The organism is Methanolapillus millepedarum (assembly GCF_032594115.1).
GTDB lineage: Archaea > Halobacteriota > Methanosarcinia > Methanosarcinales > Methanosarcinaceae > Methanolapillus > Methanolapillus millepedarum.
The window spans coordinates 1,442,226-1,465,410 of sequence record NZ_CP131060.1 but is presented as its reverse complement, the minus strand read 5'-3'; the positions used below and the strand labels follow the sequence as shown (position 1 = coordinate 1,465,410).

Annotated in this window: 20 protein-coding genes; 7 read left to right on the top strand and 13 right to left on the bottom strand. The window is 44.1% G+C overall.

Annotated elements, in window-relative coordinates; genetic code table 11:
- Nucleotides 1-36: 36 nt before the first annotated feature.
- The 3 genes from MsAc7_RS06760 to MsAc7_RS06750 all read left to right on the top strand — a co-directional run bounded on the left by MsAc7_RS06760 (nt 37) and on the right by MsAc7_RS06750 (nt 2,081).
- On the top strand, nt 37-588 hold the full coding sequence (locus MsAc7_RS06760) for a LemA family protein (protein WP_338102158.1): 552 nt from the start codon (nt 37-39) through the stop codon (nt 586-588).
- Between the two features lie 259 nt (nt 589-847).
- Nucleotides 848-1,453 carry a hypothetical protein gene (locus MsAc7_RS06755; RefSeq protein ID WP_338102157.1) on the top strand — a complete coding sequence of 202 codons (606 nt, stop codon included), beginning with the start codon at nt 848-850 and terminating at the stop codon, nt 1,451-1,453.
- 67 nt (nt 1,454-1,520) lie between these two features.
- Complete coding sequence (locus MsAc7_RS06750; protein ID WP_338102156.1) at nt 1,521-2,081, top strand: hypothetical protein; 561 nt, start codon at nt 1,521-1,523, stop codon at nt 2,079-2,081.
- A 46-nt stretch (nt 2,082-2,127) separates the two neighbouring features.
- Here MsAc7_RS06750 and MsAc7_RS06745 read toward each other — a convergent pair whose 3' ends face one another.
- From MsAc7_RS06745 to MsAc7_RS06725, 5 genes are all read right to left on the bottom strand, one after another.
- Entirely contained in the window at nt 2,128-2,988 is an 861-nt protein-coding gene (locus MsAc7_RS06745; RefSeq protein WP_338102155.1) for a methyltransferase, read from the bottom strand.
- A 13-nt stretch (nt 2,989-3,001) separates the two neighbouring features.
- Nucleotides 3,002-3,904 (bottom strand): shikimate dehydrogenase, encoded by a 903-nt coding sequence (aroE, locus tag MsAc7_RS06740; protein WP_338102154.1) that lies wholly within the window; start codon nt 3,902-3,904, stop codon nt 3,002-3,004.
- 92 nt (nt 3,905-3,996) lie between these two features.
- Entirely contained in the window at nt 3,997-4,821 is an 825-nt protein-coding gene (locus MsAc7_RS06735; RefSeq protein WP_338102153.1) for a type I 3-dehydroquinate dehydratase, read from the bottom strand.
- 12 nt (nt 4,822-4,833) lie between these two features.
- Nucleotides 4,834-5,961 (bottom strand): 3-dehydroquinate synthase II, encoded by a 1,128-nt coding sequence (locus tag MsAc7_RS06730; RefSeq protein ID WP_338102152.1) that lies wholly within the window; start codon nt 5,959-5,961, stop codon nt 4,834-4,836.
- A gap of 51 nt (nt 5,962-6,012) precedes the next feature.
- Nucleotides 6,013-8,994, bottom strand: a complete 2,982-nt coding sequence (locus MsAc7_RS06725) for an S-layer protein domain-containing protein (protein WP_338102151.1) — start codon at nt 8,992-8,994, stop codon at nt 6,013-6,015.
- Between the two features lie 314 nt (nt 8,995-9,308).
- Between MsAc7_RS06725 and MsAc7_RS06720 the strand changes: the two genes are divergently transcribed.
- The 3 genes from MsAc7_RS06720 (at nt 9,309) to aroA (ending at nt 12,707) form a co-directional block, all read left to right on the top strand.
- Nucleotides 9,309-10,283 (top strand): hypothetical protein, encoded by a 975-nt coding sequence (locus tag MsAc7_RS06720; RefSeq protein ID WP_338102150.1) that lies wholly within the window; start codon nt 9,309-9,311, stop codon nt 10,281-10,283.
- A 194-nt stretch (nt 10,284-10,477) separates the two neighbouring features.
- Complete coding sequence (gene proC, locus MsAc7_RS06715) at nt 10,478-11,290, top strand: pyrroline-5-carboxylate reductase (protein ID WP_338102149.1); 813 nt, start codon at nt 10,478-10,480, stop codon at nt 11,288-11,290.
- A gap of 112 nt (nt 11,291-11,402) precedes the next feature.
- Complete coding sequence (gene aroA / locus MsAc7_RS06710) at nt 11,403-12,707, top strand: 3-phosphoshikimate 1-carboxyvinyltransferase (RefSeq protein WP_338102148.1); 1,305 nt, start codon at nt 11,403-11,405, stop codon at nt 12,705-12,707.
- A gap of 23 nt (nt 12,708-12,730) precedes the next feature.
- Here the strand turns inward: aroA and MsAc7_RS06705 are convergent, their stop codons facing one another.
- From MsAc7_RS06705 to MsAc7_RS06685, 5 genes are all read right to left on the bottom strand, one after another.
- Nucleotides 12,731-13,198 (bottom strand): hypothetical protein, encoded by a 468-nt coding sequence (locus MsAc7_RS06705; protein ID WP_338102147.1) that lies wholly within the window; start codon nt 13,196-13,198, stop codon nt 12,731-12,733.
- A 714-nt stretch (nt 13,199-13,912) separates the two neighbouring features.
- Nucleotides 13,913-15,334 carry an Asp-tRNA(Asn)/Glu-tRNA(Gln) amidotransferase subunit GatB gene (gene gatB / locus MsAc7_RS06700; protein ID WP_338102146.1) on the bottom strand — a complete coding sequence of 474 codons (1,422 nt, stop codon included), beginning with the start codon at nt 15,332-15,334 and terminating at the stop codon, nt 13,913-13,915.
- Entirely contained in the window at nt 15,335-16,756 is a 1,422-nt protein-coding gene (locus tag MsAc7_RS06695; protein ID WP_338102145.1) for an amidase family protein, read from the bottom strand.
- Between the two features lie 36 nt (nt 16,757-16,792).
- Nucleotides 16,793-17,074: an Asp-tRNA(Asn)/Glu-tRNA(Gln) amidotransferase subunit GatC gene (gene gatC / locus MsAc7_RS06690; protein ID WP_338102144.1), complete on the bottom strand. Its 282-nt coding sequence runs from the start codon at nt 17,072-17,074 to the stop codon at nt 16,793-16,795.
- Nucleotides 17,075-17,363: 289 nt separating this feature from the next.
- Nucleotides 17,364-18,233: a KilA-N domain-containing protein gene (locus MsAc7_RS06685; RefSeq protein WP_338102143.1), complete on the bottom strand. Its 870-nt coding sequence runs from the start codon at nt 18,231-18,233 to the stop codon at nt 17,364-17,366.
- 246 nt (nt 18,234-18,479) lie between these two features.
- Between MsAc7_RS06685 and MsAc7_RS06680 the strand changes: the two genes are divergently transcribed.
- On the top strand, nt 18,480-20,006 hold the full coding sequence (locus MsAc7_RS06680) for a methanogenesis marker 14 protein (protein ID WP_338102142.1): 1,527 nt from the start codon (nt 18,480-18,482) through the stop codon (nt 20,004-20,006).
- Between the two features lie 312 nt (nt 20,007-20,318).
- Here MsAc7_RS06680 and MsAc7_RS06675 read toward each other — a convergent pair whose 3' ends face one another.
- From MsAc7_RS06675 to mptA, 3 genes are all read right to left on the bottom strand, one after another.
- Complete coding sequence (locus MsAc7_RS06675; protein WP_338102141.1) at nt 20,319-21,581, bottom strand: ArsB/NhaD family transporter; 1,263 nt, start codon at nt 21,579-21,581, stop codon at nt 20,319-20,321.
- A 139-nt stretch (nt 21,582-21,720) separates the two neighbouring features.
- Nucleotides 21,721-22,080, bottom strand: coding sequence for a DUF2098 domain-containing protein (locus tag MsAc7_RS06670; protein WP_338102140.1), 360 nt, complete (start codon nt 22,078-22,080; stop codon nt 21,721-21,723).
- A 100-nt stretch (nt 22,081-22,180) separates the two neighbouring features.
- Nucleotides 22,181-23,134: a GTP cyclohydrolase MptA gene (gene mptA / locus MsAc7_RS06665; protein WP_338102139.1), complete on the bottom strand. Its 954-nt coding sequence runs from the start codon at nt 23,132-23,134 to the stop codon at nt 22,181-22,183.
- Between the last annotated feature and the right edge of the window lie 51 nt (nt 23,135-23,185).

The following is a 23,185-nucleotide window of genomic DNA, read 5'->3' as shown; positions in this document are numbered from 1 at the left end:
GTTCTTTGTTTAATAAAATAATCAGAGGAATCATTCATGGATACGATAATTATTCTCATTGCGGCTTTAATTGTTTGTCTGGCTGTTTTTTTACTCTTTTTCGCGTTCTTTGCCCGAAAGATGACCAAAAAGCAAAACGAATTGACATTTTACGAACAAGACGCCGGCAACAAAGAATATGACTTGGATTTGCTCCTGAGAGATCAAGCCGAACGCCTCAGTTACTTAGCGGTTTTGCTTCAAAAATACGATGCAGACGGAAAACTTCAACAAACTGTCGCCGATGCGCGGGACGAGGAAAAAACCGTTGCCGAACATTACAAAAGCATTCAATCGGCCTCCCGGATCATGAACAGCATGATCGGGAAAAACCCGCAAATCCCGGAAAACCCGATGTATGCGGAATTAATGAACGAAATCGAAAATCATGCCCGAAAGATTCATGAGGCAAAGGAAAAATACAATGTTGCCGCCAAAAAATACAACGAAATGATTAAATCGTCGTCAAACGACGATATTTCGAAAAAATGGGGATTTGAAGAAAAAGAAATCTTGGGATCAGCGCCGGAAGCGGACAGACCGTATTGAGCAAAACCCTGATTGAGTTTTTTTAATTATTCTCTTCTTCTCCTTTTTCCTTTTTTTCTTCGTTTGGCGGGCATCGCGCGCGTTACAGCATCACATTTTCCGGGGGCGTTGAACAGGAACCGGCTTTCAAATGACTTCAATTCCGTTTGCAGTTAAAGTAAAGGCTTTATAAAAACCAGCCCTTTTTGGATTCAGATTTTGAATAAAGGCAATTTAAAAGCATTTTATTGAAATCATTAAGGAGTTGAAGGTGAAAGTTATGGATGAAAAGTCGCACATGAAATTATGGATTATCATTTTAGCCGCTGTCTTTATTGTGATCGCAGCCATCGGGGTTTACACGGCAATGAACAAACAAGACAAAGACACGGCGAATGAAACGGATCTTGGAACAATCATGATTAACTGGTATTTCCCGGAATTTTCGCAACTGGTTGACAATTCCGATTTGATTGTGACCGCAACTGTCACCGGTGAAAAGAGCATTTGGGACACGCCTGACGGGCAAAAGCCGGCAAACATGACCGACTACAAAGACAATCACGGACAAATCTCTACCGAATACACATTTCAAACCGATGAAATCTTAAAAGGAAATATCAGCGACACGTTTACCGGCCGCGTGAAAGGCGGAACACTGGACGGATACACATTTACTGCCATGAAAGTGCCGACTTTTGACGTAAACGACACGGTTTTGTTGTTCATCCAATATCCGAAAGATGAAAATGGAAACGTCATCCAAAAAGATTTCGTCCAAATCGGGCTGCCGGACGCCTTTGTTCAAACCGAAAACGGCAACTTTACCAACGAGTATTACGGCGAAGTTTCCGAAACCCAAGTGAAAGAAGAGATCGCGACTTAAGCGGTTTCTCTTTTTTATTTTGCTTATTTTGAAATTCTTTGCATTTTTTCATAAACTGGGTGGATTCATGAACCGAAATCAAAAAATCACTGCCGCAGTCATTATTATTGTTCTGCTGATTTTGCCGGTTGTTTTCATGGGTATTTACATGAAAAGTCAATCCGCTGACAAAACCATATTTCTTGGCGGGATGTGCATTTGTTACGCCGGAATGACGATGGATGAAAAGATTGCGCAGTCCGATGCGATTGTCATTGCAACATTAACGGATTCAAGCGGTGTCTGGAACTTGAAAAAATGGGCAACATCACTTGATGACATGCCGTATGATATGCCGATCAATACCGAACACACCTTTGAAACAAACACTGTTTTGAAAGGAGAAATGCCGGACACCTTCAAAAAAGAAATGTGGGGCGGAACCGTCGACGGATTTACTTATGATAACTGCTCGCAAGACTTGGAAATCGGCGGACAATATATTTTGTTTATTCGAAATAGCGAACCCGATAATTTCATTTCCGGTCTGTACATCGAGCCGGCGGGCGAAAATATGACATTTGGGGATGGAAGCGGCTTTATCAGTTTTGAAGAATTGACAGAAAAAGTGGGCGAAACAAATTCTTAACTGTTCTTTGTTTCATTTTCACTTTCATTTCCTTTTTTATTTCCAATTATTCCTTATTCCCCCGTTTTTTCGAAAGCGCGCTTGCGACCATAATTGCTTTCGTATAATGGCCGGCCGACCGGGACGTATCCACAAAAACGTGGTGGTCCATCAAAATCGGAGCGCCGAGGCCGTCACCACCGCCCAAAAAGGTGAGCGCCCGAAAAATCAAATTTCCGGAAATGCCGTTGGGCGCGATAATGTAGTTGGAATTCTCAAACGCCTTTTCCAAATTTAAACCGTAATCCATCGCGACAATATCCCGTTTTTTCATTTCCGAAAGGATGATGGCCGCTTCTTTTCGCCCGGCTTCGTCGGGCGTTGTGATGAGGCCGACGCCGGGCAAAACACCGACGCGCCGCAAGAGATGCGTCCCGAGACAGATGAATTTGACTTTGTCTTCGGCAGTCGTTCCTTCGTCAATGCCGACCGGCGCGAAAAAGTAAGGATGGCCTTTTTTGGTCAGAAGGATGGCAATCCGATGAATTTCGTTGATGTCGCACGCTTTTTTGAGATTGGAAAGAGAATCGCTTGCCCGGGCAGTTCCGCGAATGGCAGCATCGACTTCGCCGGACATCAATAAAGAAATAATTTTTTCTTCCGGCGCGTCCGTGTCCACAATTTTAAACGGGAGAGGCGAATTTTTCGGCAAAACCGATTCCGACGCTTTTTCAATTTCCGCTTGGTTGCCGACCAAAATAACATCGGCATAACCGTTTTCAACCGCGCGCTTGGCGCATTCGATCGTTTCCGCATCCGCCATCCGAACGCCCATCGCGACAGTCGCGTGTTTCAAAACAGCAAATTGTTCAATGAGGCCGATGAGTTTTCTCATCTCTTTTGACTCAGAGGCCGGTTTTTGATCCATATTTTTCACCCCGTTATTTTCGACTGTCAAGCGCTTTTAAAACCGCATTTTTCATCACGGAAATGTCCGGTTTTTTTCCGGTCCAAATTTCAAAAGCCAACGCCCCCTGATAGACAAGCATCATGGTTCCGTTCATCGTTTGAGCGCCGGCAGCTTTCGCTTCCCTTAAAAATTTTGTTTCTGCCGGATTGTAAACAATATCAAAAACAACCGATTCCGGCGTTAAATATTTTTTGAGCTCAGCAACTCTCAGATTTTCATTTTTTAAATCAGATTCTAATTGGTCAAAAACAGAAACATTTTCATATTTTCCCATGCCAAGCTCCGTTGTCTGAATAATAATGTCCGCTCGGGCAATGTCAGGAAGAAGATTTGAAAAACCGCCGCCGGACACATTCAAGTTACCGGTTTTCTCTTGAATTTCCACCGCCAATTTTTCCGCTTTTTCTGCCGTCCGGTTGACGATTTTAACCGGATTCTTTCGTAAACCGAATAAAAAGGAAATGGAACGTGAAGCGCCGCCGGCCCCGATGATCAAAATGTTTTTGCCGTCCGTGTGGAAATTTTCAGATTCAAGCGCCAGAAGCGCGCCCATCGCATCCGTATTAAACGCTTCGATTCCGTTTGAGGAAAAACGAAGTGTGTTTGCCGCGCCGACCATCTTTGAAAACGGGTCGGGAGAAATGAAATCAAATTTTAAAACAGATTCTTTATGCGGAATGGTGAGGTTTAAACCGCAAAAACCATCATCTTTTGCCTTTAAAATTGATTTTTCCAAATCCTCCGGTTTGACTAAAAAAGCATCATAAACCGCCGAAAGACCGAGATTTGAAAAGGCGGCCTTGTGCATTGCGGGAGACAACGAATGGTGAATCGGGTCACCAAAAACGCCGTATTTTTGAGGATTGGAATTCATTTTCACCTGCCTTCTCAAACTTGTCAATAAAATGATCTCAAATCAATGAAAAAAAGAAATGAATCAAATAAAAAAGAAATGGTCTTTAAACGTCATCTTAAATTCAAACTTTTGAGTCCGGACTTGATTTCATCCACCCGGAGCTGCCCCGGTGCTGCCGGCATCGTCACATAGCCGTACGATAAAACGGAACCGAAGACGGGTGCGATTATTCTTGAATATTGGTAAGAACCGCCCATGGCAATCAAACAAACGCATCCGAGACCCGCATTTGTTTTCAGCTTTGCTTCCAGCCGGACGTCGGATTTTGGTTCGTCTCCGGTTTTTTGGGTCCCATCATTTTGTAAAACTTTTTTCTGAGACAAAAGACCGGCTTCAAACAATTTTAAAACATCGGCGTCGTCTTTGGGCATAACAGCGATTTTTGAAATATCAGCGCCTGCCTTCTGAGACGAAACAATCATTTTCATCATCTGTTTTTTGGACGGCATCTGATCAAAATAATGAGACGAAATAATCACTTGCTTTTGATTTTGATGTGCCGAATCAATCAATTTTCTCATTTTGCCCTTCGGGCTTGACCATTCGATATCGATGAAATCAACATAAGGCAACACAAACCGCATCCATTTGAAGGCGTCGCGAGAATTCAAATCCATATTCCCGCCTTCTTTTTTGGAACGGAATGTTCCGATTACCGGCAAACCGGTTTTTCGAATTTCTCGAATCAAAGAGACGCATTCCTTTCGAACCGCCTTTTCATTCAATTCGGAAAGCAAGCCGTCCAAAATCAAATCGAACCGGATTTCCAAAATATCAGCGCCGAGCTCCCGTCCGAAAAAAGCGGAATGAATTGCGTCTTCCGTAATCGTGCCGACCGCGGCAGGATAAAATGTTAAATTCCGATATTCACTCATAACGCTCAACTTTTAATTCTCAATAATTTTTTCATTCACGCTCATGCCGAAATGCCGCCCGGATTTTTCGGTTTTGACCAAAACTTTGTCGCCTTCCTTTAAATCCGTAATCGGTATGCTTTTGCCGTCCGGCCGAACCAGTTTAATGGTTTCGGCGTTTTGAAGAATGACTTTTATTTTTTTGCCGTCCGCTTCGGCTTCCACAAGCATCATCGGCCGGGACTCAATTTTGACGCGCCCGACAATTCCGGGACGCGTTTCGCCTTTTTCATTAACAATCGTCACATCGTCGCCGGCTTGAAGTTCGGACAAATAACGCGTCATTTCCCCGACTTTCACATAAGAATAAACAGCGCCGGCGTTGACACGAAACGGTCGGGACGCGACGTATTGGCTTTCTTCAACCTCGGCTTGAACCAAAAACATGCCGGACGATTGAGAACCAACCAGCATGCCTTCGCCGGGTTCCATCAAATTGCATGTATCCACGCAAACACGGTCACCCATTCCCAGAGTTTGAACTTTGGTCACGGTTGCCGGACTCAATTTTTCACAAACGCGGTCGGAAAACTTAATGGCGGACACCGACTCTCGGATTTCATCCGGGTCGTCGCAGTCAATTAAAACACCGTCAACGCCTTTTTCCAAGATTTGAGCGGCGGTTTTGACTTCATCGCCGGAATGGACGCAAGCAATAATTTTAACCTCATACTTTTCAAGCGCCGCAATCAGATTTTCAAGCGGAATAATTCGCCAATCGTTGGCGGAAATGATCAGATAGTCCAACTGCTTTCCGGCCTCGGCGGCATATTTTTCCGCCTTTTTGCTTTGGATATCCACATAACCGGCCATCGTTTTTCCGGCGCGCTTTAAGTCCCGAATCATTTTGATGTTGAGCGCTTCGGTGTAATCGTCCAAAACGTCGCTGTTTTCCGGCGTAATGTCCATGACCAAAACGTCAGCGCCCTCTTTTTCCTCATCGTAAAAACAAGCCACTTTGACAGTACCAAGCTTCTTGATCTTGGAAATATCAGCCGGATTGGCGAAAACGAAATCAATTCCGGATTCAAGACCCATTGTAATTCTGTCTTTCTTTTGTTCCCAATCGCCTTCGTCTGCTTTGATCCATGCTGTTTTCATGATATTTCCTCGATGATGATTATTTTAATTCATTATGTTCGAAGCTTATCTTTAAGTTTTGCCTTTCTTTTCCTGAGCAGCCCGCGCTTTTTTCTGACTGTTTTTCAATTCCGCCGGCTTGTTGCTGCTGGAATACTTGTGCGTATTTTCTTTCGGTTTGCTTGCCGATTTGCTTGCCGGTTTAGAGGCGGGCTTCTGAGCCGGTTTTGCCGGTTGACCCGATGACTTTGTTGATTGTGATTTGGTTGGTTTGGACGCCGCTTTTTTGCCGGAAGTTTTGCCTTTGGAGGGTGATTTTTTGCCTTTGGATTTGTCCGAATCTTTGTTTTGAGTATAATACCAAGCGCCGCCCGCAATCAAAACAATCAGCAGAATGACGCCGCCGACCAACGCAACTGTTTTCCAAGAGACCGAACCCAAATCAAATCCAAGCCCGTTGCCGGTGTTTTCATTCACGTAAAACGCGAAGGTTTGGTTGTCCACCGTAATGACATTATAGCCAACCGCATCCGGTTTAACCGTATACGAAATTGTTTTTGCTTCATTCACATCCAACGTCACTTTTTTGACAGTGGTCTGGCCGTTGTAAGTAATGGAAACGTTTTGCGTTCCGTTTTCTTTGCCGACATTGGTCACTTCAAACGGAATTTTTGTGCGGTGGTTGAACGAAAAGTTCATTTCCGACAAAGACACGTTCGTCACCGCGAAATACGGACCGTACGGCAAAATGTTTTGAGTCATTGAGCCCTGAGTGTAGCCGGATTTCGTCGCTTTGTAGTCATAGCTTCCGGCCGTTTTCGCGGTCACCGAAACGGAACCATTGTCGTCGGATGTTCCGATGAGGACACCATTTTCATAGACGGAAGCGTCCGGCACATACATGTTGGTGTCATCCCGAACGAAAATTAAGAACATGTCACCCGAAAAAATATAAGCCGGGGCGGTCATCGTCAATATTTTTTCAGGATCCGTCGTGGATTTGCTCGTCGACGCCGAGCTGTATCCGCTCTTTTCCGCGGAGAATTGATAGGTTCCGGATTCATTCACCGTGTACCGAATCGTTCCGGAAGAACTTGTGTTTCCGATGCTGTTTCCATTGACTTTGACTTGGGCGCCTTCCGCATTAATCCAGCTGTTGCCGTCGGACGCCAACACTTGAATGTCGATGTCCTGATACGGGAAGACAGCGTCCGGAAGAACGATTTTTAAAGACTTGGACGTTGTCGTCGATCCGTTTTGATTGTAGAAGAAGAAACGAACATCATCGGAATCGGCCACGTGAATGGAAAGGTTGTTCACCAACTTGATGTCGCGGCCGCGGGATAAATCAATGGTGTCGTTGTTGAGCAAGTAGAACCCGTTTCTGCTGGTGTATTCCACCCGCATGTTGTCAATGCGTTGTCCGGCCGTTACATTGGTTGTGTTTTCCGAAATTTGAAAAATTCCCGGAACGGAAATTTCGGTGCTGCTGCTGCCGACAAAGATCGAACCGATCCGGACAACAATGGTCGGCACATTGCTGACATCGCCGATTGTTCTTTTATATATGTAATTTTGATTTTCGGAAACGCTGACATTCTCCACAACAGACCCGTTTTTCAAAAGAGACATGTTAAGCGTTTTGCCGCTGCCTTCTCCTTCGATCTTATTAAGTTTTAAGGAATAGCCGTTTTCAAGAGAGATTTCCGAACCGGTGCCGTAACTCCGGCTGCTGTTGTTATTCACCAATACTTTTGAAATTTGACCTTTTTCAAGAATGTTGTAATCACTGCTTGTGAAATTGGTGGTGTTGTTCCGGTTTGACGAACTGTACGCCGTGTAGCCGGCAAAATATTCATCACCGGCAATGCTGACAGAACGGAAACCGCCCCAGTCGGAATAATTGAAGGTGGAATTGTAAGATAAAATTTCATAACTGATTTCTTTCGGATTGAGCGTTCTTCCAATATTGTTTTTAATGTCAATGGTCAGATTTTCAGGGGTCGATCCGTCGCTCCAAACATACGCAAATCCGTCATAACTGCGGCCGGTCCAGCTTTTCATATTGTTGCTGTTGTTGTCGTAAACGGAACTTCGGGACGGATATTTCTTTTCCGCGTCCGTTTTCGGGTCGGACATGAGTTCAAACCGGAGTTTTGAAGAGTCGCCGACTTTGATTTTTACATGGTCCATCAGCGTGATGTTCCGGTTGGCGGACAAATCAATCCGGCTCGGATTTTTCATGACAATCGTTGTGTTGTTCACGCTTGTGATTTCCATGGCGTCGACACGTTTGTTGAGAGAAACGTCGGCGGACCGTTCCGAAATTTGAAAAATGCCGTCAATAACGGCTTTTCCGTCAGAAACTTCTTTAACGTGAATCGCGATGATGGGCGTGGTTCCGATGTTATCCAAACTTTTTTCGTAGACAAATGTGGAGTTGCGGGAAACGGTTTCATTTTTAACGGAACTGCCGCCTTTTTCAAGGGAAATTCTGAATTCCTGATTGCTGCTGTTCACATCGGAAATCCGGATTTTGTAATCATTTTCAAGATTGAAAGTGTCGCCGGAACTGATTTTGCGTTCCGATTTTTCATTGACGAGAACCTCATATAACTTCTTCTCGGAAAGCGTGCTCACATTCGAATTGGCAAAATAGGCGGTGTCGTTTCGGTCGCTTGAATTGTACCGTTCGTAACCGGCAAAATACGGGTCGCCCAACCAGGCGATGAAATTGTAACTGCCCCAATCGGAATAAGCAAAATGGGCCGGCTCAACTTCCGTTGTGTAGCGGGCGTTTGAAGAGTCAATGGTCCGATTTGATGTCGTGATGGTCATTTCCAGATATTCGGTATACAGATTGGCGTCCGTATCAAAATAAAATCCGGAATAGATGTGCGGCGTCCATGTGTAAGTGGACGGCATTTTTTGGTCTTCGTCCCAAATGTTGCTTCCTTTGGTGTCGGCTGCGGCTGCCCCGCTGAGGCAAACCGCCGCCAAGAGGAGAATCAGCAGCAAACAGATTTTGAGTGGCGCTTGTTTTAAAACGGTCATGACGATGCTCTTGAAATTGTGTGACAGGTGTGAAACATACGAATGTGTGTGATAACAGGAATGATGTGAAAGCAAAGAATCAAAAACTTGCGTGGCTGAAAATTAAACGGCTGTCAAATAGGGTTTAATTTAAAAATTAAATCTCTGATTCGGTTTTTAACTATTATGCATTCTTTATGATATAATACTTTTTTGCTCTCCTGCTTTGACGATACTTCTTTTTTCGATACAATGATTTATTTTTCAAAAATAATACAAATGAAAATTATTTAAAAAGATTGAAATAGATTCCGGTTTTCCGTCAAGAGATGAAAATGAGGCGAAAAATAAACTTTTTTCATAAATTTTTAAAAAGCAAATCCGGCGTTTCCTCCGTTTTCGGCGCTCTTTTGCTGCTCGGCATTTTAGCGGTGGCTGTGTCCTTGATGATCGCAAACGTCTTGCCCGCTTTGTCTCAAAAGGAAGAAGAAAAAGAAGATAAAATATTCTTAGCCTCTGTCGTTTCCTTTTCGGAAAAAACAGATCAATTGATGAAAAAATCAATTTCGTTCACGGGACAAAATTATTCACTCTCGGAAAGCCAAATTATTATCGGAAAGAATTCGTCGGTTTTCGTTGACGAAAATACCGGCGGGTTTCTGATTTGGACCAATGCGACTGTTCCGCCAAACAAAGATTTTTTGAAATTTTCGGGAAATCATTCGTTTTCGGAACCGGAATCCGAAAAGGAGGAAAATGAGAATGAAAACGAATCCGGCAATGCTTTTGAAGCTTTAATATTAAGCAACGGTTCCGTTATATTTTTCAAAACATATCAGCAACTACCGGACCGAATGTATTTTTACGGGCCATCCTCATTTGTTTTAAGCCAGAGAACAGGTGCCACCCAAGTCTCTCCCCTGTCGATATTTGTCACAAAGAATGCGGAAAATCAAACAATGATTTCATTGTCGGGCCAAATTTTCAAAAGTAAAACGCCCCCCGTTGAATCCGATCAAAAAAACATCCGCTTCTATGTCACCAAAACCGCAACCGTTCGAGATCGGATTAACTATTTGGAAATTCAATATATTCCAAATAATTCACCGCCGGCGGATTTTTCAGACTACTATGAAAACCGGGAGTTAGCCGTCGAAAAACAAATGATCGAATGGGTTGAGAAATGGAACGTCGAATGTCCGGAATGGAAAACGGAATTTGACCCGGAAAATAAAATTCTCCGGATTGAATCGGACGTTTCATTTGAAATTGAAATTGTCGTATCGGAAATTGAAATCGAGTTCGGATAATTTTTTAAAGGGGGACGTCAACAAACAGACAAAAAAATTATCTCCCAAAAGCTTGAAATAGTCTAAAATTTTTTGAGAAATTGAAATATTCTGAAATTCTATTCCAAGAATTAAATACGATAGATTCAAGAATCGGTAAGGATAAAATAAGCGGAAATACTATTTCATCCATCTTTAACCGGAAGGAATTATCTATGAAACTCAACGAACAAAAAATCGGATTTTTGGGCGCCGGAAAAATGGCGTCCGCTATCATTCGCGGGCTTTTGAAAAGCGGTATTCCCAAAGAAAACATCTTCGCCGGGGAAAAATATGAACCATCCGCCGAAATTGCCCGAAAAGATTTCGGTATTTTCGTGACCGCCGACAATGCCGACGTCGTCAACCGCGCCGACATTTTAATCATCGCCGTCAAACCCAAAGACATTGCCGCCGCCTTGTCAACCGCCGGTTCTCTCGGGAAAAAACTGTTTATTTCAATTGCTGCCGGCGTGACAACCGCCAGCCTGGAAGAAATGGTTGGAAAAGAAGCACGTGTTGTCCGCGTTATGCCAAACATTTGCGCAACGGTTCTTGAAAGCGCAACCGGCATTTGTCCCGGAAAAAACGCGACCAAAGAAGACGTTGACTTGGCAAAGGCCGTATTTTCAACGGTCGGCGTTGCGATGGAAGTTCCCGAGGACCTTTTGGACGCCGTCACCGGTCTTTCCGGGAGCGGTCCTGCCTATATTTTCCCGATCATCGAAGCCATGGCCGACGGCGGGGTTTATGAAGGACTTGACCGAAAAACCGCAATGATTTTGGCGGCGCAAACCGTAATTGGTGCCGCGAGAATGGTCATTGAGACCGGCGACCATCCGGCCGAACTCAAAGACATGGTTTGTTCGCCCGCCGGAACCACGATCGTCGGCATTCAAACGTTGGAAGAATACAAAATTCGAGCGGCGTTTATGAATGCGGTGATTAACGGCGCCGAAAAATCCAAAGAAATCGGTAAAAAGAAATAAAACAAACAGACGAAAATCCGTTTTTTTCTATTTATTTTTTATTTCTACCTTTCGTTTTTATTTTTGTGTTCTCTAAAAGCTTTATAATCTTTCAAGGTTTTACAGAAAAAATATGATTGTTTCCGTCCAAAAATCCGTTTTAGCGGGAGAAGTAAATGCTCCGGCTTCTAAAAGCTATACCCATCGGGCTGTCTTTGTTTCAGCGCTTGGGACTCGAAAAACACACCTTTACAACTGCCTGATTTCAGATGACACACGCTCGACTATGAACGCTTGCCGTCTTTTCGGGGCGCGCTTTGAAGAAACGCCGGAAATGATTTCCGTGACCGGATTTGGAAAATCTCCGGCGGCTCCGAATGAAACCGTCGATATCGGAAATTCGGGAACGACATTGCGCTTTATGACGGCGCTTTCGGCGCTTTGTGACAAAGAAATCATATTAACGGGCGACGAATCAATCCAAAAACGTCCCAATGTTCCTCTCTTATCAACACTTCAACAAATGGGCGCAACCGCTTACTCAAAAAATAATAATGGTTGCGCGCCCTTGATTGTTTCGGGAAAAATGAAGCCGGGAAAATATTCAATTGATGGCGGTGTCAGCTCACAATTTATTTCGGCACTTCTTTTGACATGCCCGCTTCTGGACGGTTCGACTGAACTTTGGATTGATGGAGAACTGAAATCAAAACCATATGTAGACATTACTCTTGATGTCGCCGAAAAAGCCGGCGTCAAAATCATTGAACAAAACCGGAGTTCCGGCAACGGAATTTCTTATAAAATCGAAGGCAGCCAAATTTACAATTTGGGCGACTATACAGTTCCCGGAGATTTTTCATCCGTGTCCTACGTCCTGGCAGCCGCGGCGCTGATTCCGAAATCGCGCGTCCATGTCAAAAATATATTTCCGTCGGCGCAAGGCGATTCGGCAATTATTGAAATATTAAAAGAAATGGGCGCCGATATTTCCTGGGACAAAAAAACCGGCGTTGTGTGCGTTTCAAATTCGGGAAAAAAACTGAAAGGGATTTGCGTCGATGCCGGAAAAACGCCGGATTTGGTGCCGACACTGGCTGTTTTAGGCGCCTTTTCGGAAGGAACGATGACGATTCAAAATGCGGAACATGTCCGTTTTAAAGAAACTGACCGGTTAAAAGCGATGGCGACCGAACTTTCAAAAATGGGCGCCGATATTGTTGAAACAAAGGACGGATTAATCATTTCAGGCAAAAGCAGTTCATTAAAGGGCGCAAATCTTTGCGGGTGGGACGACCATCGGATTGTGATGGCGCTGTTTGTTGCGGGACTTGCTGTCGGAAATACAACAATCGACACAGCGGAATCGGTTCGGATCTCTTACCCATCATTTTTTGAGGATATGGAAAAAATCGGAGCATATGTTGAAAAACAATAATTTTTAAAATTGCATTTTCCAAATTATGAATTTTCTTTTTTGATGTCATCCATAATTTCTTTGACAATATTTTTTAAGTCTTCTTTCGTAATGGAAAGATTTGTCTCCCGATTGAGGATGAGCTTTTTTTCGCCATTTTTATTGTAATAATCCAAAAAATTGTCTAAGGCGATTCGAACAACATAAGATTTATTCTTTTGAGTGACAAGGCAAAGTGCCTCCAGCTCTTTGTCCAAAAACTCGCTGTAAGAAACCGAGATTTTCTCACGTGGTGATTTATCATCCTGGTAAAACGCATCCAGTTTTGCGCAATCAAACTCCGGATCGTCTTTATAGACCGAAAGTTTTCCGATAAACATAGAAACGGAAACGTTGACGATGTCTGAAATGGATGAGAATTCGCTGGTGTTGATCAGCTGATTCATCTTATTCAGAAACTTTTGGTTCACCGTCAAAGAAATCGACGTCTTTCTGCGCTTTGTCGCACTCATATTTCTTATGACCGTTTTTTAAAATATTATCGTTTTTGCTATATACATGTCATTTTATTATAATTACTATATTTATGAGATTTTGATATAAATCTTATATATAAGTAATACAGATATAGTATTGAAGATCATATGCCTGACAAAATACTTATTCAATAACGCTTCGTTTCGTCACCAATAAAGGACGAATTATTATTTTTCGTTTTTGTTACAGGTTGTTTACGATGTCGGATAACCATGATCAATCTCAAAATTGGAAAATATGTTTTATATTTAAGGTATGCGGTCTCCGTCAAACTGAATATAAAAGCATTTGAACTTAAGAAATTGAAACAAAATCAAAAACAAGAACAGAAAATTAAATCAAAATTAAAACAAAACACCTCAAACCCGAAAATTGAATAAAGAACGATTAAAGCGAAAAAATAAAACACTAGAACACGAATAGAATCCGTAAAATCGCGGTTATTCTTGTTTATGGTATAATGCGGTTTCCCGCATTCCAAAACCAAACCAAGATAACAAAAAAACAAAAAACGAAATATACTCAACCCGAAAGACCGGTGAAATGCCGGTCTTCTACTTTTAAAATGAGAAAATGGAAATAAAAAACAAAAACTCAAAATAAAAAAGTAAAATTAAAATAAACAACAAAACTCAATAAAAAGTAAAATCAAAAAAATAAAAGACGAAATTTTACTCTCGTCATTTATCTTATTTTCCCAATTCTTTCAAAACCATTTCGCGGGCTTGCCGCGCGTCGGCTTTTCCTTTAGCTTTTTGCATGACTTTTCCGACAATGAAATTGAGCGCTTTTTCCGTTCCGGCTCTGTAATCGGCAACCGCTTCCGGGCTTTCGGCAATGGCTTCTTTGGCAGCTTTTTCAAGGAAATCGCCGCCAACCATGGAAAGGCCTTTTTCGGCGATGATTTGCTCCGGTTTTTTACCTTCGTCCAAAAGTGCGCGGACCACGGTAACGCCGCCTTCATCACTGATTTTCTTGCAGCAGACCATGTCGATGACACAGATGATGTCGTCGGGATCGCATGTCGTCACCGGCATGTCCCGATAGTTGAGTTCGCCTTTCACAATATCGGCAACCCACGACGCGGCAACTTTCGGGTCTACTTTTTGGGCGACGCGCTCAAAGAGATCGGCAAACGCTTTTTCCGACGTCAAACTTTTCGCGTGGGCATCGGAAATGCCGTACTGCGCTACAAAACGCTCACGTTTGGCGTCCGGCAATTCCGGCATTTTTGCGCGAATTCCTTCGATTTTGTCGCCGACATAAAGCGGCACCAAATCAAAGTCCGGGAAATAGCGGTAATCATCGGCTGTTTCTTTCACACGGAGACTGATCGTTACATTCCGGGCTTCGTCGTAGTGGCGGGTTTCCTGAACCAATTTTTTGCCTTTTCGGACAGCGTCCTTTTGGCGCATAATTTCATAATTGATGGCTTTCTCAACAGCTTTGTGGGAAGAAATATTTTTCACTTCCACACGCGTGCCGTGATAAACGGAAACGTTGGCGTCGGCTTTCAGGGCACCTTCGCGGGAACCGTCAAAAACATCCAAGTATTCCAGAATGCTTCTGAGCTTGTCGAGGAAGCGGCGGGCTTCTTTGGCCGTTCTCATATCCGGCTCGGTCACGATTTCAACCAAAGGCATTCCTGAGCGGTTAAAGTCAATGATACTGCCGGTTGACTTTTCAATCGTTCCGAAGTGTGCCATCTTTCCGGGGTCGTCTTCCATGTGGGCGCGGCGGATTCGGACGGTTAATTCCCCGTCTTCGCCTTCGATAACCACATGTCCGTTTTTGACGATCGGTTTGTCAAACTGAGTTACCTGATAGCCATTTCCGAGATCCGGATAGAAATAATTTTTCATATAAAAGTCCGTCTCTTCAGAAATTTCCGCATTGAGCGCAAGCCCGATTTTAATCGCGTATTCGACGGATTTTTCGTTCAAAACCGGCGTCGTTCCGGGAAGGGCCAAACAACCGGCACAAAGACAGGTGTTGGCTTCCTCATCCGTATAATTGGTGGTGCAGCCGCAAAACATTTTGGTGTTGGCTTTGTTGAGCTGAACGTGGACTTCAAGTCCGATCATCACTTGGTCCGGGTTTTCGTAAACCATTTAGATCACTTCCGGGTTTTTGACATAATCTGTTTGTTTTTCAAAGGCTTCCGCCGCTTTGAGCAAATCGGCGTCTTTCAAGAAGCCGCCAATCAGTTGGAATCCGACCGGCATTTGATTCGAAAATCCGCACGGAACTGAAATGGCGGGAAGACCGGCCAAGTCAACACCCGCAATCGCCGGCGAAAACGCGCTCATTTCTCCGGCGCAACCGGCACTGCAAGCGTCTCCCAAAGGCGGCGCTGTTTTCGGGGTGGTCGGACACACCAAAAAGTCATATTCGGCAAGAGCTTTTTCGAGTTCCGACACGATAAGGGTTCGGGTTTTGAGCGCTTTCATGTAATAATCTTGGTATTGACCGACGGTTAGCAAGTGAACACCGAGCATGATTCTTCGTTGAACGACCGGACCGAAAAGCCCGCGGGTTTTCGCAATCATTTCATGCCAGTTGTCTGCCGGAACGCGCGGTCCGAACCGCGTGCCATCGAATTTGGCAAGCATCGCGGAACTTTCACCCGCAAAGATGATGTCATGAACAGCCATTGAATATCGGGTGTTTGGAAGAGAACATGGACTGACTTTGGCACCCAATTTCTCAAAGACCGAAAGCGTGTCCTTAAAGACTTTTTCAACAGCCGGATCAACCTCTTTTAAGTATTCTTCGGGAACGCCGATTTTGACGCCTTCAAGCGGCTTGTCGGATTTTGCGGCACCGATTTTGCAGCACACTTTCTCCGGAAGAGAAGTCGTATCCCGGCCGTCGTGCCCGGAAATTGTTTCCATCACAGCGGCAATGTCCGCCACTTTCGTTGCGACGACGCTGATTTGATCCATGGAACCGGTACAGTAAATCAGTCCGAAACGGGAAACTGCGCCATAAGTTGGGCGGAATCCGTAAACGCCGCAGTAAGATGCGGAAACACGCAAGATGCCGCCAGCGTCAGAAGACAGCGCAACCGGCACAACTCCTGCGCTGACAGCCGCCGCGCAACCGCCGGAAGGACCGGCCTTTTTGGTTTTGTCCCACGGGTTCTTGACGGGACCATAAGCGCTCGACGCGCCGAGGATTCCGAATTCCATCATATTGGCTTTTCCAAGTAAGACCGCACCGGTTTCTCTCATCCGGTCAATGGCAAATCCGTCAAACGGCGGAACGTAGCCTTTCATGATTTTGGAAGCGCACGTCGTTTCAATGCCTTTGGTGGAAAAGTTGTCCGACACAAAATAAGGAACACCGAAAAGCGGACTTTCGGAGCTGCCGCATTCACATTTGCATTCGCCTTTGGAAAGAGCGACAGCGGCGTCCGAAACGGTAACGACCGCGTTTAAATCGTCTTTTTTGATTTTATCAAGACTTGAAGCAACCGTTTTTTCACGACTGCTTGCAGCCGATTTTTTAAATTCCGAGATGTCTTTGACCATTTTATTCCTCTGTTTGCCTTTTATTTTAGAATTTGTTTAAAGGATTTTCGGGATTTTAAAAGACGTTTCATAGGTTTCCGGCGCGTTTTTCAGAGCTTCTTCGACGCTCATCGACGGAACCACGACATCTTTTCGGAGGACGGTTGCCAGTTTTGAAGGGTTGACGGTCATTTTGACACCGTCGGTTGGCGCGCCGCCGAGAATGGAATAAGAATCCATTTTTTGATTGAGTTTGTCGCAAAATTCAGGAATGTCCTCATCTTTGACGGCAATTCGAGCGGCCCATGCTAAAGTTTTCGTCTCATCTTTTTGAATCATACAATACCCCCTTGACCGCCGATTTAAGAATCGACGAAATTCGGGTTTTGGTTGTTTTAAATAATACTATTTTTAAGTGTAACAGTTATCCAATAAAACATTATCTATCTGCATAAAAAACTGTCATGATTATTAATCGAATCGGTTTCGGATTAAAATTTTTTAAACCGAATAAAAATAGATTCAGGATGCTTTAAAAAAACAAGCGTTTCGAAGTATTAAAAAATAAAATATGTATAATTTATAATAATTGTTTGCGCAAAATATAACTGAAAATACATAAAGTGGCTTAATCGGAAATATGAATTGGAGAAATCTGATTTTCCGGTTCAAGTTTCAAGATTTGGCGGTTGCCAACCAACGATTTTAATTGAGTAATCGCAATTTGGTTCAACTGAATTAAGCGGCTGCTTTGAGGCAGATTTTGTTCGATCAACAAAGCGTTAATGCTCTCAAGATTGGATAAAACGACAAGCTGCTCAATCGTTGCTTCATCCCGAATATTTCCTTTTGCTCCCGCGTTTTTCAAACGCCACTCTTGAGCGGTTTTTCCGAACAAGGCCGTGTTCAATAAATCCGCCTCCGACGCGTAAATATACGACGCTTGTTCCGGAGTGACAAATGGCGGAACGATATGTTCCCGAATGGCGTCCGTATGAATTTTATAGTTTATTTTGGCAAGCGTCCGCTGCAAATTCCAATCCAATGACAGGCGTTTTTGTTCTTCTTCTTTGAGCCGTTGGAACTCCCGAATCAAATAAAACTTGAATTCGGCGCTGAGCCAAGTGGCAAATTCAAAAGCAATGTCTTTGTGCGCAAACGTTCCGCCGCCGTAACGACCGGGTTTTGAAATAATTCCAACTGCACCGGTACGTTCAATCCATTTTTTTGGCGTTAACACGAAATCATTTGACCCGGATTTACTTTTAATTCCATCGAATTCGATGGGATTAAAATTAGGATTATTAAATTGTTCCCAAAGTCCGATAAATTCGATTGTGCTTCGATTACGCATCCAATTTTGAAGAATATAATCACTTCTTTTAGAATCGCGATAACGGGCGATGTCTGTCAGTGAAATGTAATCTCCCTTTTCTTCTTCAAACCAAACAATTTCTTTTCCTTGAATCATCATTTTTTCTTTTTTTGCCTTGTTCATGCTTCTGTCTTTAACAACATGAAATAAATAATTTTCTAATGATTTTGATTGATTCCGCTTTATATATTAAAAGGATATCTATTTGAAAATTATATTTAACCAATTTAAGAATTGAGTTGACGAAGTATTGGCAAATACCGGCATTTGCAACGGACACAAATGTTCTCGGATAAATATTAAATGAACAAGTGATTTACATACCCTGTTTAATTGACTGAATTCTTTTAAAAATGAAAATTGAGAAAAATGTCTTCGCCTGAAATGATTTACAGCCGTTATCTCGGCCAAAAATTCACGCTGTCAGATTCTTCTTTCATCGTCGCGTCCGTTGAAGTCGGCAACACGACCACCAAATGCATTCTGACGGCAACCGATTTGAAAACAGGAAAGGCGGAACTGATCGGAAAATATGTCTGTCTTACACGCGACGTGCGCCCGCCAAATCCGGATGAAATTATCTTTGGAGAAACAATATCGAGTGTTCACTTAACAAAACAATCTCTGGCGGAATTGGTTCGGGATACGATTTTAAATGTCCTTTCCGAAAATAAAATGACGGTGGACGACGTTCATTTTGTGGTCCGGTCAACCGGCGTGACAAACGGTGCGGCAACAGCTGCCGCAGCTTCCTCCTCTGTTTCCGACAAAACCGGTTCGAATCATTCCGGCCCGCTTCCGGATTATATGGAAACGATTGTCCAAGCGCTGGCGGACGGATGTTTGATGGCCGGATTTACTCCCCGCAAAATGACCGGTTATTTAAGCTTGAACAAAATACCGGAAAGAATCCGCCCCTATTCGCTTTTGGACCGCGTTTACTTTGACGGCGCCGTTGCCGGCGTCCTTCCGCCGAAATGTTTTGCCGAAAATATCATTTCCAATGAAATGGAAGGCGAACTGGCTGCTGCCGGCCTGAAAGAGGCAGGCAAACACACCCGGATTGATTTTCGAAACCCGTGTTTGGCAATCGATATGGGAACGACACTTTCGGGGCGGATTATCGGTCATGAAAAACCATACGCGAAAACGCATGGCAACTTTTGCGGTTATGCCGGCGCGGTTTCAGATTATTTGATCAAAAAAATTGACGCGGACAAACAAAGCGCGTTTGAACTTTTCGGAATGGCAAAAAATAAACAGCCGATTTCATCTTTATCAACTTTATCCGTCCCACGTTCTTCTTTTTTGCCGCCGGTCCCGTTCTTTTCATCTCCCGCCCGCCGCGAAATCCGGTCGGCACAAAATGAAATCCGGTCGCTCATATCCGTGACGGAAATTCCCGAAAACCGGACTCAATTCGGTCCGTTTTTGGTCAATCCGGCGGCGGCCAAGAAAAGCGGTTTTGTTCTGATTGGCTGCGACGTCGGTGAAAACGGGTCCGGACTTTCAGCACTTTCCGACATCGGTTATTCGGTTTATGAAAGCCGCGGTTTTTCGGCCGTTTCGGGTTTAATCGACGAAGTCATGTCGGACATGGCGGTCGGTTTGGTGAAATGCGTCATTGACGCCGGCCTTTTCCCGGAGGGTGCCGCCATCGGAATAACGGGACGAGCGGGGACAACCGGCAAAAAACCGGATCTGACTCTTCAAAAAATGAGCCGGGTGATCAAATCTCCGGAAAGGCGGATTTTGTTTGCCGAAGACGGTTTGGCGCGCGGTGCGGCCGTCATGGCGCGGTGTATGAATTCTCTCGGCTGCCCGCAAAATCCGCTCGGCGGAAACAGCGGTGGCGGCTGCATTTTGTCGGAGCGGAAGCGGTTCCAGCAAGTTTAAGTTCGGCGGCCTGCGCGCGCGTAAGGCGACACATTCTATTTCCGAATCAAGCAAACCAAGGGACTATTTTTATTTCCGAATCAAGCAAAAAATCCCGAAAAATCAAACGCTTTGCGTTTGATTTTCTCGGATTTCAGTGAAATGAATCGGATACAGAATTGGTGGATGCAATCTGTATCGGAAACAGGAGATGCAATCTGTATCGGAAACAGGAGATGCAATCTGTACCGGAAACAGGAGATGCAGTCCATGCCGGAAACAGCACACGTAAACAGAACCAAAAACGGGAATGTCACCCCGGTTTTTGAAATATCAAGACAACAGCATCAGCCATCCGACAAACAATATTGTTTGAGCGACAGTCAGCGGAACGCCGAATTTCAAAAAGTCCGTAAAAGTCAACGTTTCTTTTTGTTTTTCCGCGTTTTGAATAATAATAATCGTGCTGGCCGCGCCGAAAATGGATAAGTTTCCGGCAAGAGTACTTCCGGCAACCAGGGTCATATAACTGACAATCGGGGCGGCCGCGTTTTCCAAAACCGGCAGTACAAATGTGACGTACGGAACATTGGAAATGAATTGGCTGATGACGACGCTCGTCAAATATAAAACGGGAACCGATGTTTCAAAACCCGTCGGCAAAAGGTTTTGGAAAAAGCCGGTGTCGTAAACAGCTTTCATGAGAATGAACATGGACACGAAAAAAAGCAGCGTCGTCCAATCGACTTTTTGAATCAATTCAACGCGCCGGTTTGAAAAAATTAAGAGAGGAAGCGCGCCGGCAACCGCAATAAACAAAAGTAAAAAATCATATCCGGCGATGGAAGATGCAATCAAAAGCGCAATCATCACAAAAACAACAACAACCGATATTTTTGTCAGCAATATAAACCCGGAAGAAGCCTTTTGCTCGTTCGGAACTTCGCAGCCGACAGTTTCTCCTTTTTCATCCAAAACCGGGTTTTTGCAGATTGTTTTATTGTATTTTAAAGACCAAGCCAAAAGAACGTAAACCATCAAAAGACCGATGGCGGTTGGAATGAACAAATAATACAAAAACTGTAAAAACGGATCGGAAATGCCGCTTGACGCAATGAGCAAATTTTGCGGATTGCCGATAGGAGACGCGACGCTTCCGGTGGTGACGGCAGCCGCCAGCGCAAACAACATCGTTTTTGCCGGCATGTTGTACCTTTTGGCACACCAAAGCGCAAACGGCGTTCCGATAATGGCCACCGTGTCATTCATCAATATGGCGGAAAAAAAACCGGCGGCAAAAATAAAACAAAATAACATTTTCTTTTGAGACCGGATGCCGGAGAAAAACGAATCGGCATACGACCGGAGAAGGCCGGATAAATCAATCGCGGCGCCGATAACAAACATCCCGAAAAGAAATAAAATGGTTTCCCACTGAACCGCAAAAAACGCATCCGAAATTGAAATCTGACCGAGAAGAAGAACAACCACTGCGCCGGCCGTCATAATTCCCCAAATCGGAAGACGGACGTGTCCGATCCGCCGGACCGCAATCAAAATAAAAACAAAGAAGAGAACGATAACGGCAAGCTGCATAATTATCCGAGAGACAGGCACTCAATCAAATCAAACCAAAACAAAATTCACAACAATCAAATGTGGAAAAGAATGAAAATAAAAACCAACTCATCTGTTCAATTAAAAATTAAAACAGAAATGGGAGACTGGTTTTAATTTAACCGGCGCCGCCCATTTCGACATTTTCAGTACTGGCCGATCCCGCAACTTCCTCGCGCAGACGGATCTTTTCCTGAATTTCATCTTCCAAATCTTTTCTTTTATCGGCAGCCGTTTTGATTTCGAGTGTGATTTCCAAAAAGCCGATTTTGTAATAAAGCTCGGTGGAATCTAAATAGGCCCAAACGCCCTCGTCATCTTCCATAATTTCAAGAATATGGCCGACTGTTCCCGTATTGATGTATTTGACAAAGTCGCCGACTTTCATCGGAACGCCGCGGACGTCAAAGACTTGAAGTTCGCTGCCGCCTCCGCTTTTTTCTTTGCTTTCCTTATTTTCTTTGTCTTGATTTGCCATGCTTTTTCCTACGTCTTCCACAGATTTATAATATTCGTCATTTCATTTTTTGAAATGATTCGGCATTTGGCTACGCTTTGCTTTCATTCATTGACGCTTTTTACCCGTTTGCGAGTTCATCCCGAATATCACCGATTCGAGCGATTCTTTCGGCAAAAGCGTTGTGTTTGTGAATGCTTTCCTCATTGATCTGCTTAATCGTGACCAGCGAGTCACCCGACAAATTCGGGAACGTCTCAACCACCTTTTTCGCCATCGTCCGGACGCAATCTTCCACAAATTTCGGATTATTGTGCGCGCGCTCAACAACCACTTTTTCATCCGCGCGTTTGAGAACTTCAAAAACGTTGGAGCTCATCGATTCTTCAATAATTTTAATAATTTGGTCCAAACTTACGCCTTTCGTATCCGTGGTTTGAATCGAAATGATGCCGCGGCCGCGTTGATTATGCGTCGCCATCGGGACCGCTTTTAAAAATTCGGCAATTTTTTCCGGCTCAACGCCCAACTTTTGAAGTTGCATCTCCGCTTCTTCCTGCATCATGGATTGCGCGCACGGACAGGCGGTCATACCCATTACTTCCGCGCCGATCATTTTTTGAACCCGGACGCAACTGTCGTTTTCCCCGCGCTCGGCAACGGCGTCCGCGAAAATATCCACAAATTGCTGGCATTCGATTTCGGTTGCCGGCGATTTCCGTTTGAGAACATACTCGCTTCTCATACGCACTTCTGCCCTTGATGCGTATTCGTGCCGTCCGATTAAATTTTCGGCGATGTCGCCGCATAAATCTTCAATTTCATAAACGGGGAGATGGAAAATGTTGTTGAGCGTTTCATCAATCGCCTCAAAATTACGGGACAGGTTAGCGCCTTTTCGATCGGACGGAAGATCGACGAAAATATCAAACGACGACATTAAAATAATCGGGCGCTTGTTCTCACGCTTGATTTCAACCAGTTTTTTGACGTCGGTCACGCCGACGCGCGTCAAATTAATCGGAACATTGGGCTTGTTGGCCTGAACGTCCGGAAGAATCGGACATGCTTTCATTGAATGTTTACCTCTATTGTTTTTAAAAAATAAAATATATTATTCGAGTAG

What these genes read in the sequence shown, in the direction of transcription:
- MsAc7_RS06670 (WP_338102140.1), bottom strand. Translation starts at nt 22,080, where the DNA reads ATGGCAAATCAAGACAAAGAAAATAAGGAAAGCAAAGAAAAAAGCGGA.
- MsAc7_RS06730 (WP_338102152.1), bottom strand. Translation starts at nt 5,961, where the DNA reads ATGAAAACAGCATGGATCAAAGCAGACGAAGGCGATTGGGAACAAAAG.
- MsAc7_RS06675 (WP_338102141.1), bottom strand. Translation starts at nt 21,581, where the DNA reads ATGCAGCTTGCCGTTATCGTTCTCTTCTTTGTTTTTATTTTGATTGCG.
- MsAc7_RS06755 (WP_338102157.1), top strand. Translation starts at nt 848, where the DNA reads ATGGATGAAAAGTCGCACATGAAATTATGGATTATCATTTTAGCCGCT.
- mptA (WP_338102139.1), bottom strand. Translation starts at nt 23,134, where the DNA reads ATGAAAGCATGTCCGATTCTTCCGGACGTTCAGGCCAACAAGCCCAAT.
- MsAc7_RS06720 (WP_338102150.1), top strand. Translation starts at nt 9,309, where the DNA reads ATGAGGCGAAAAATAAACTTTTTTCATAAATTTTTAAAAAGCAAATCC.
- aroE (WP_338102154.1), bottom strand. Translation starts at nt 3,904, where the DNA reads ATGAATTCCAATCCTCAAAAATACGGCGTTTTTGGTGACCCGATTCAC.
- MsAc7_RS06735 (WP_338102153.1), bottom strand. Translation starts at nt 4,821, where the DNA reads ATGAGTGAATATCGGAATTTAACATTTTATCCTGCCGCGGTCGGCACG.
- proC (WP_338102149.1), top strand. Translation starts at nt 10,478, where the DNA reads ATGAAACTCAACGAACAAAAAATCGGATTTTTGGGCGCCGGAAAAATG.
- gatC (WP_338102144.1), bottom strand. Translation starts at nt 17,074, where the DNA reads ATGATTCAAAAAGATGAGACGAAAACTTTAGCATGGGCCGCTCGAATT.
- MsAc7_RS06680 (WP_338102142.1), top strand. Translation starts at nt 18,480, where the DNA reads ATGTCTTCGCCTGAAATGATTTACAGCCGTTATCTCGGCCAAAAATTC.
- MsAc7_RS06695 (WP_338102145.1), bottom strand. Translation starts at nt 16,756, where the DNA reads ATGGTCAAAGACATCTCGGAATTTAAAAAATCGGCTGCAAGCAGTCGT.
- MsAc7_RS06745 (WP_338102155.1), bottom strand. Translation starts at nt 2,988, where the DNA reads ATGGATCAAAAACCGGCCTCTGAGTCAAAAGAGATGAGAAAACTCATC.
- gatB (WP_338102146.1), bottom strand. Translation starts at nt 15,334, where the DNA reads ATGGTTTACGAAAACCCGGACCAAGTGATGATCGGACTTGAAGTCCAC.
- MsAc7_RS06750 (WP_338102156.1), top strand. Translation starts at nt 1,521, where the DNA reads ATGAACCGAAATCAAAAAATCACTGCCGCAGTCATTATTATTGTTCTG.
- MsAc7_RS06760 (WP_338102158.1), top strand. Translation starts at nt 37, where the DNA reads ATGGATACGATAATTATTCTCATTGCGGCTTTAATTGTTTGTCTGGCT.
- MsAc7_RS06725 (WP_338102151.1), bottom strand. Translation starts at nt 8,994, where the DNA reads ATGACCGTTTTAAAACAAGCGCCACTCAAAATCTGTTTGCTGCTGATT.
- aroA (WP_338102148.1), top strand. Translation starts at nt 11,403, where the DNA reads ATGATTGTTTCCGTCCAAAAATCCGTTTTAGCGGGAGAAGTAAATGCT.
- MsAc7_RS06685 (WP_338102143.1), bottom strand. Translation starts at nt 18,233, where the DNA reads ATGAACAAGGCAAAAAAAGAAAAAATGATGATTCAAGGAAAAGAAATT.
- MsAc7_RS06705 (WP_338102147.1), bottom strand. Translation starts at nt 13,198, where the DNA reads ATGAGTGCGACAAAGCGCAGAAAGACGTCGATTTCTTTGACGGTGAAC.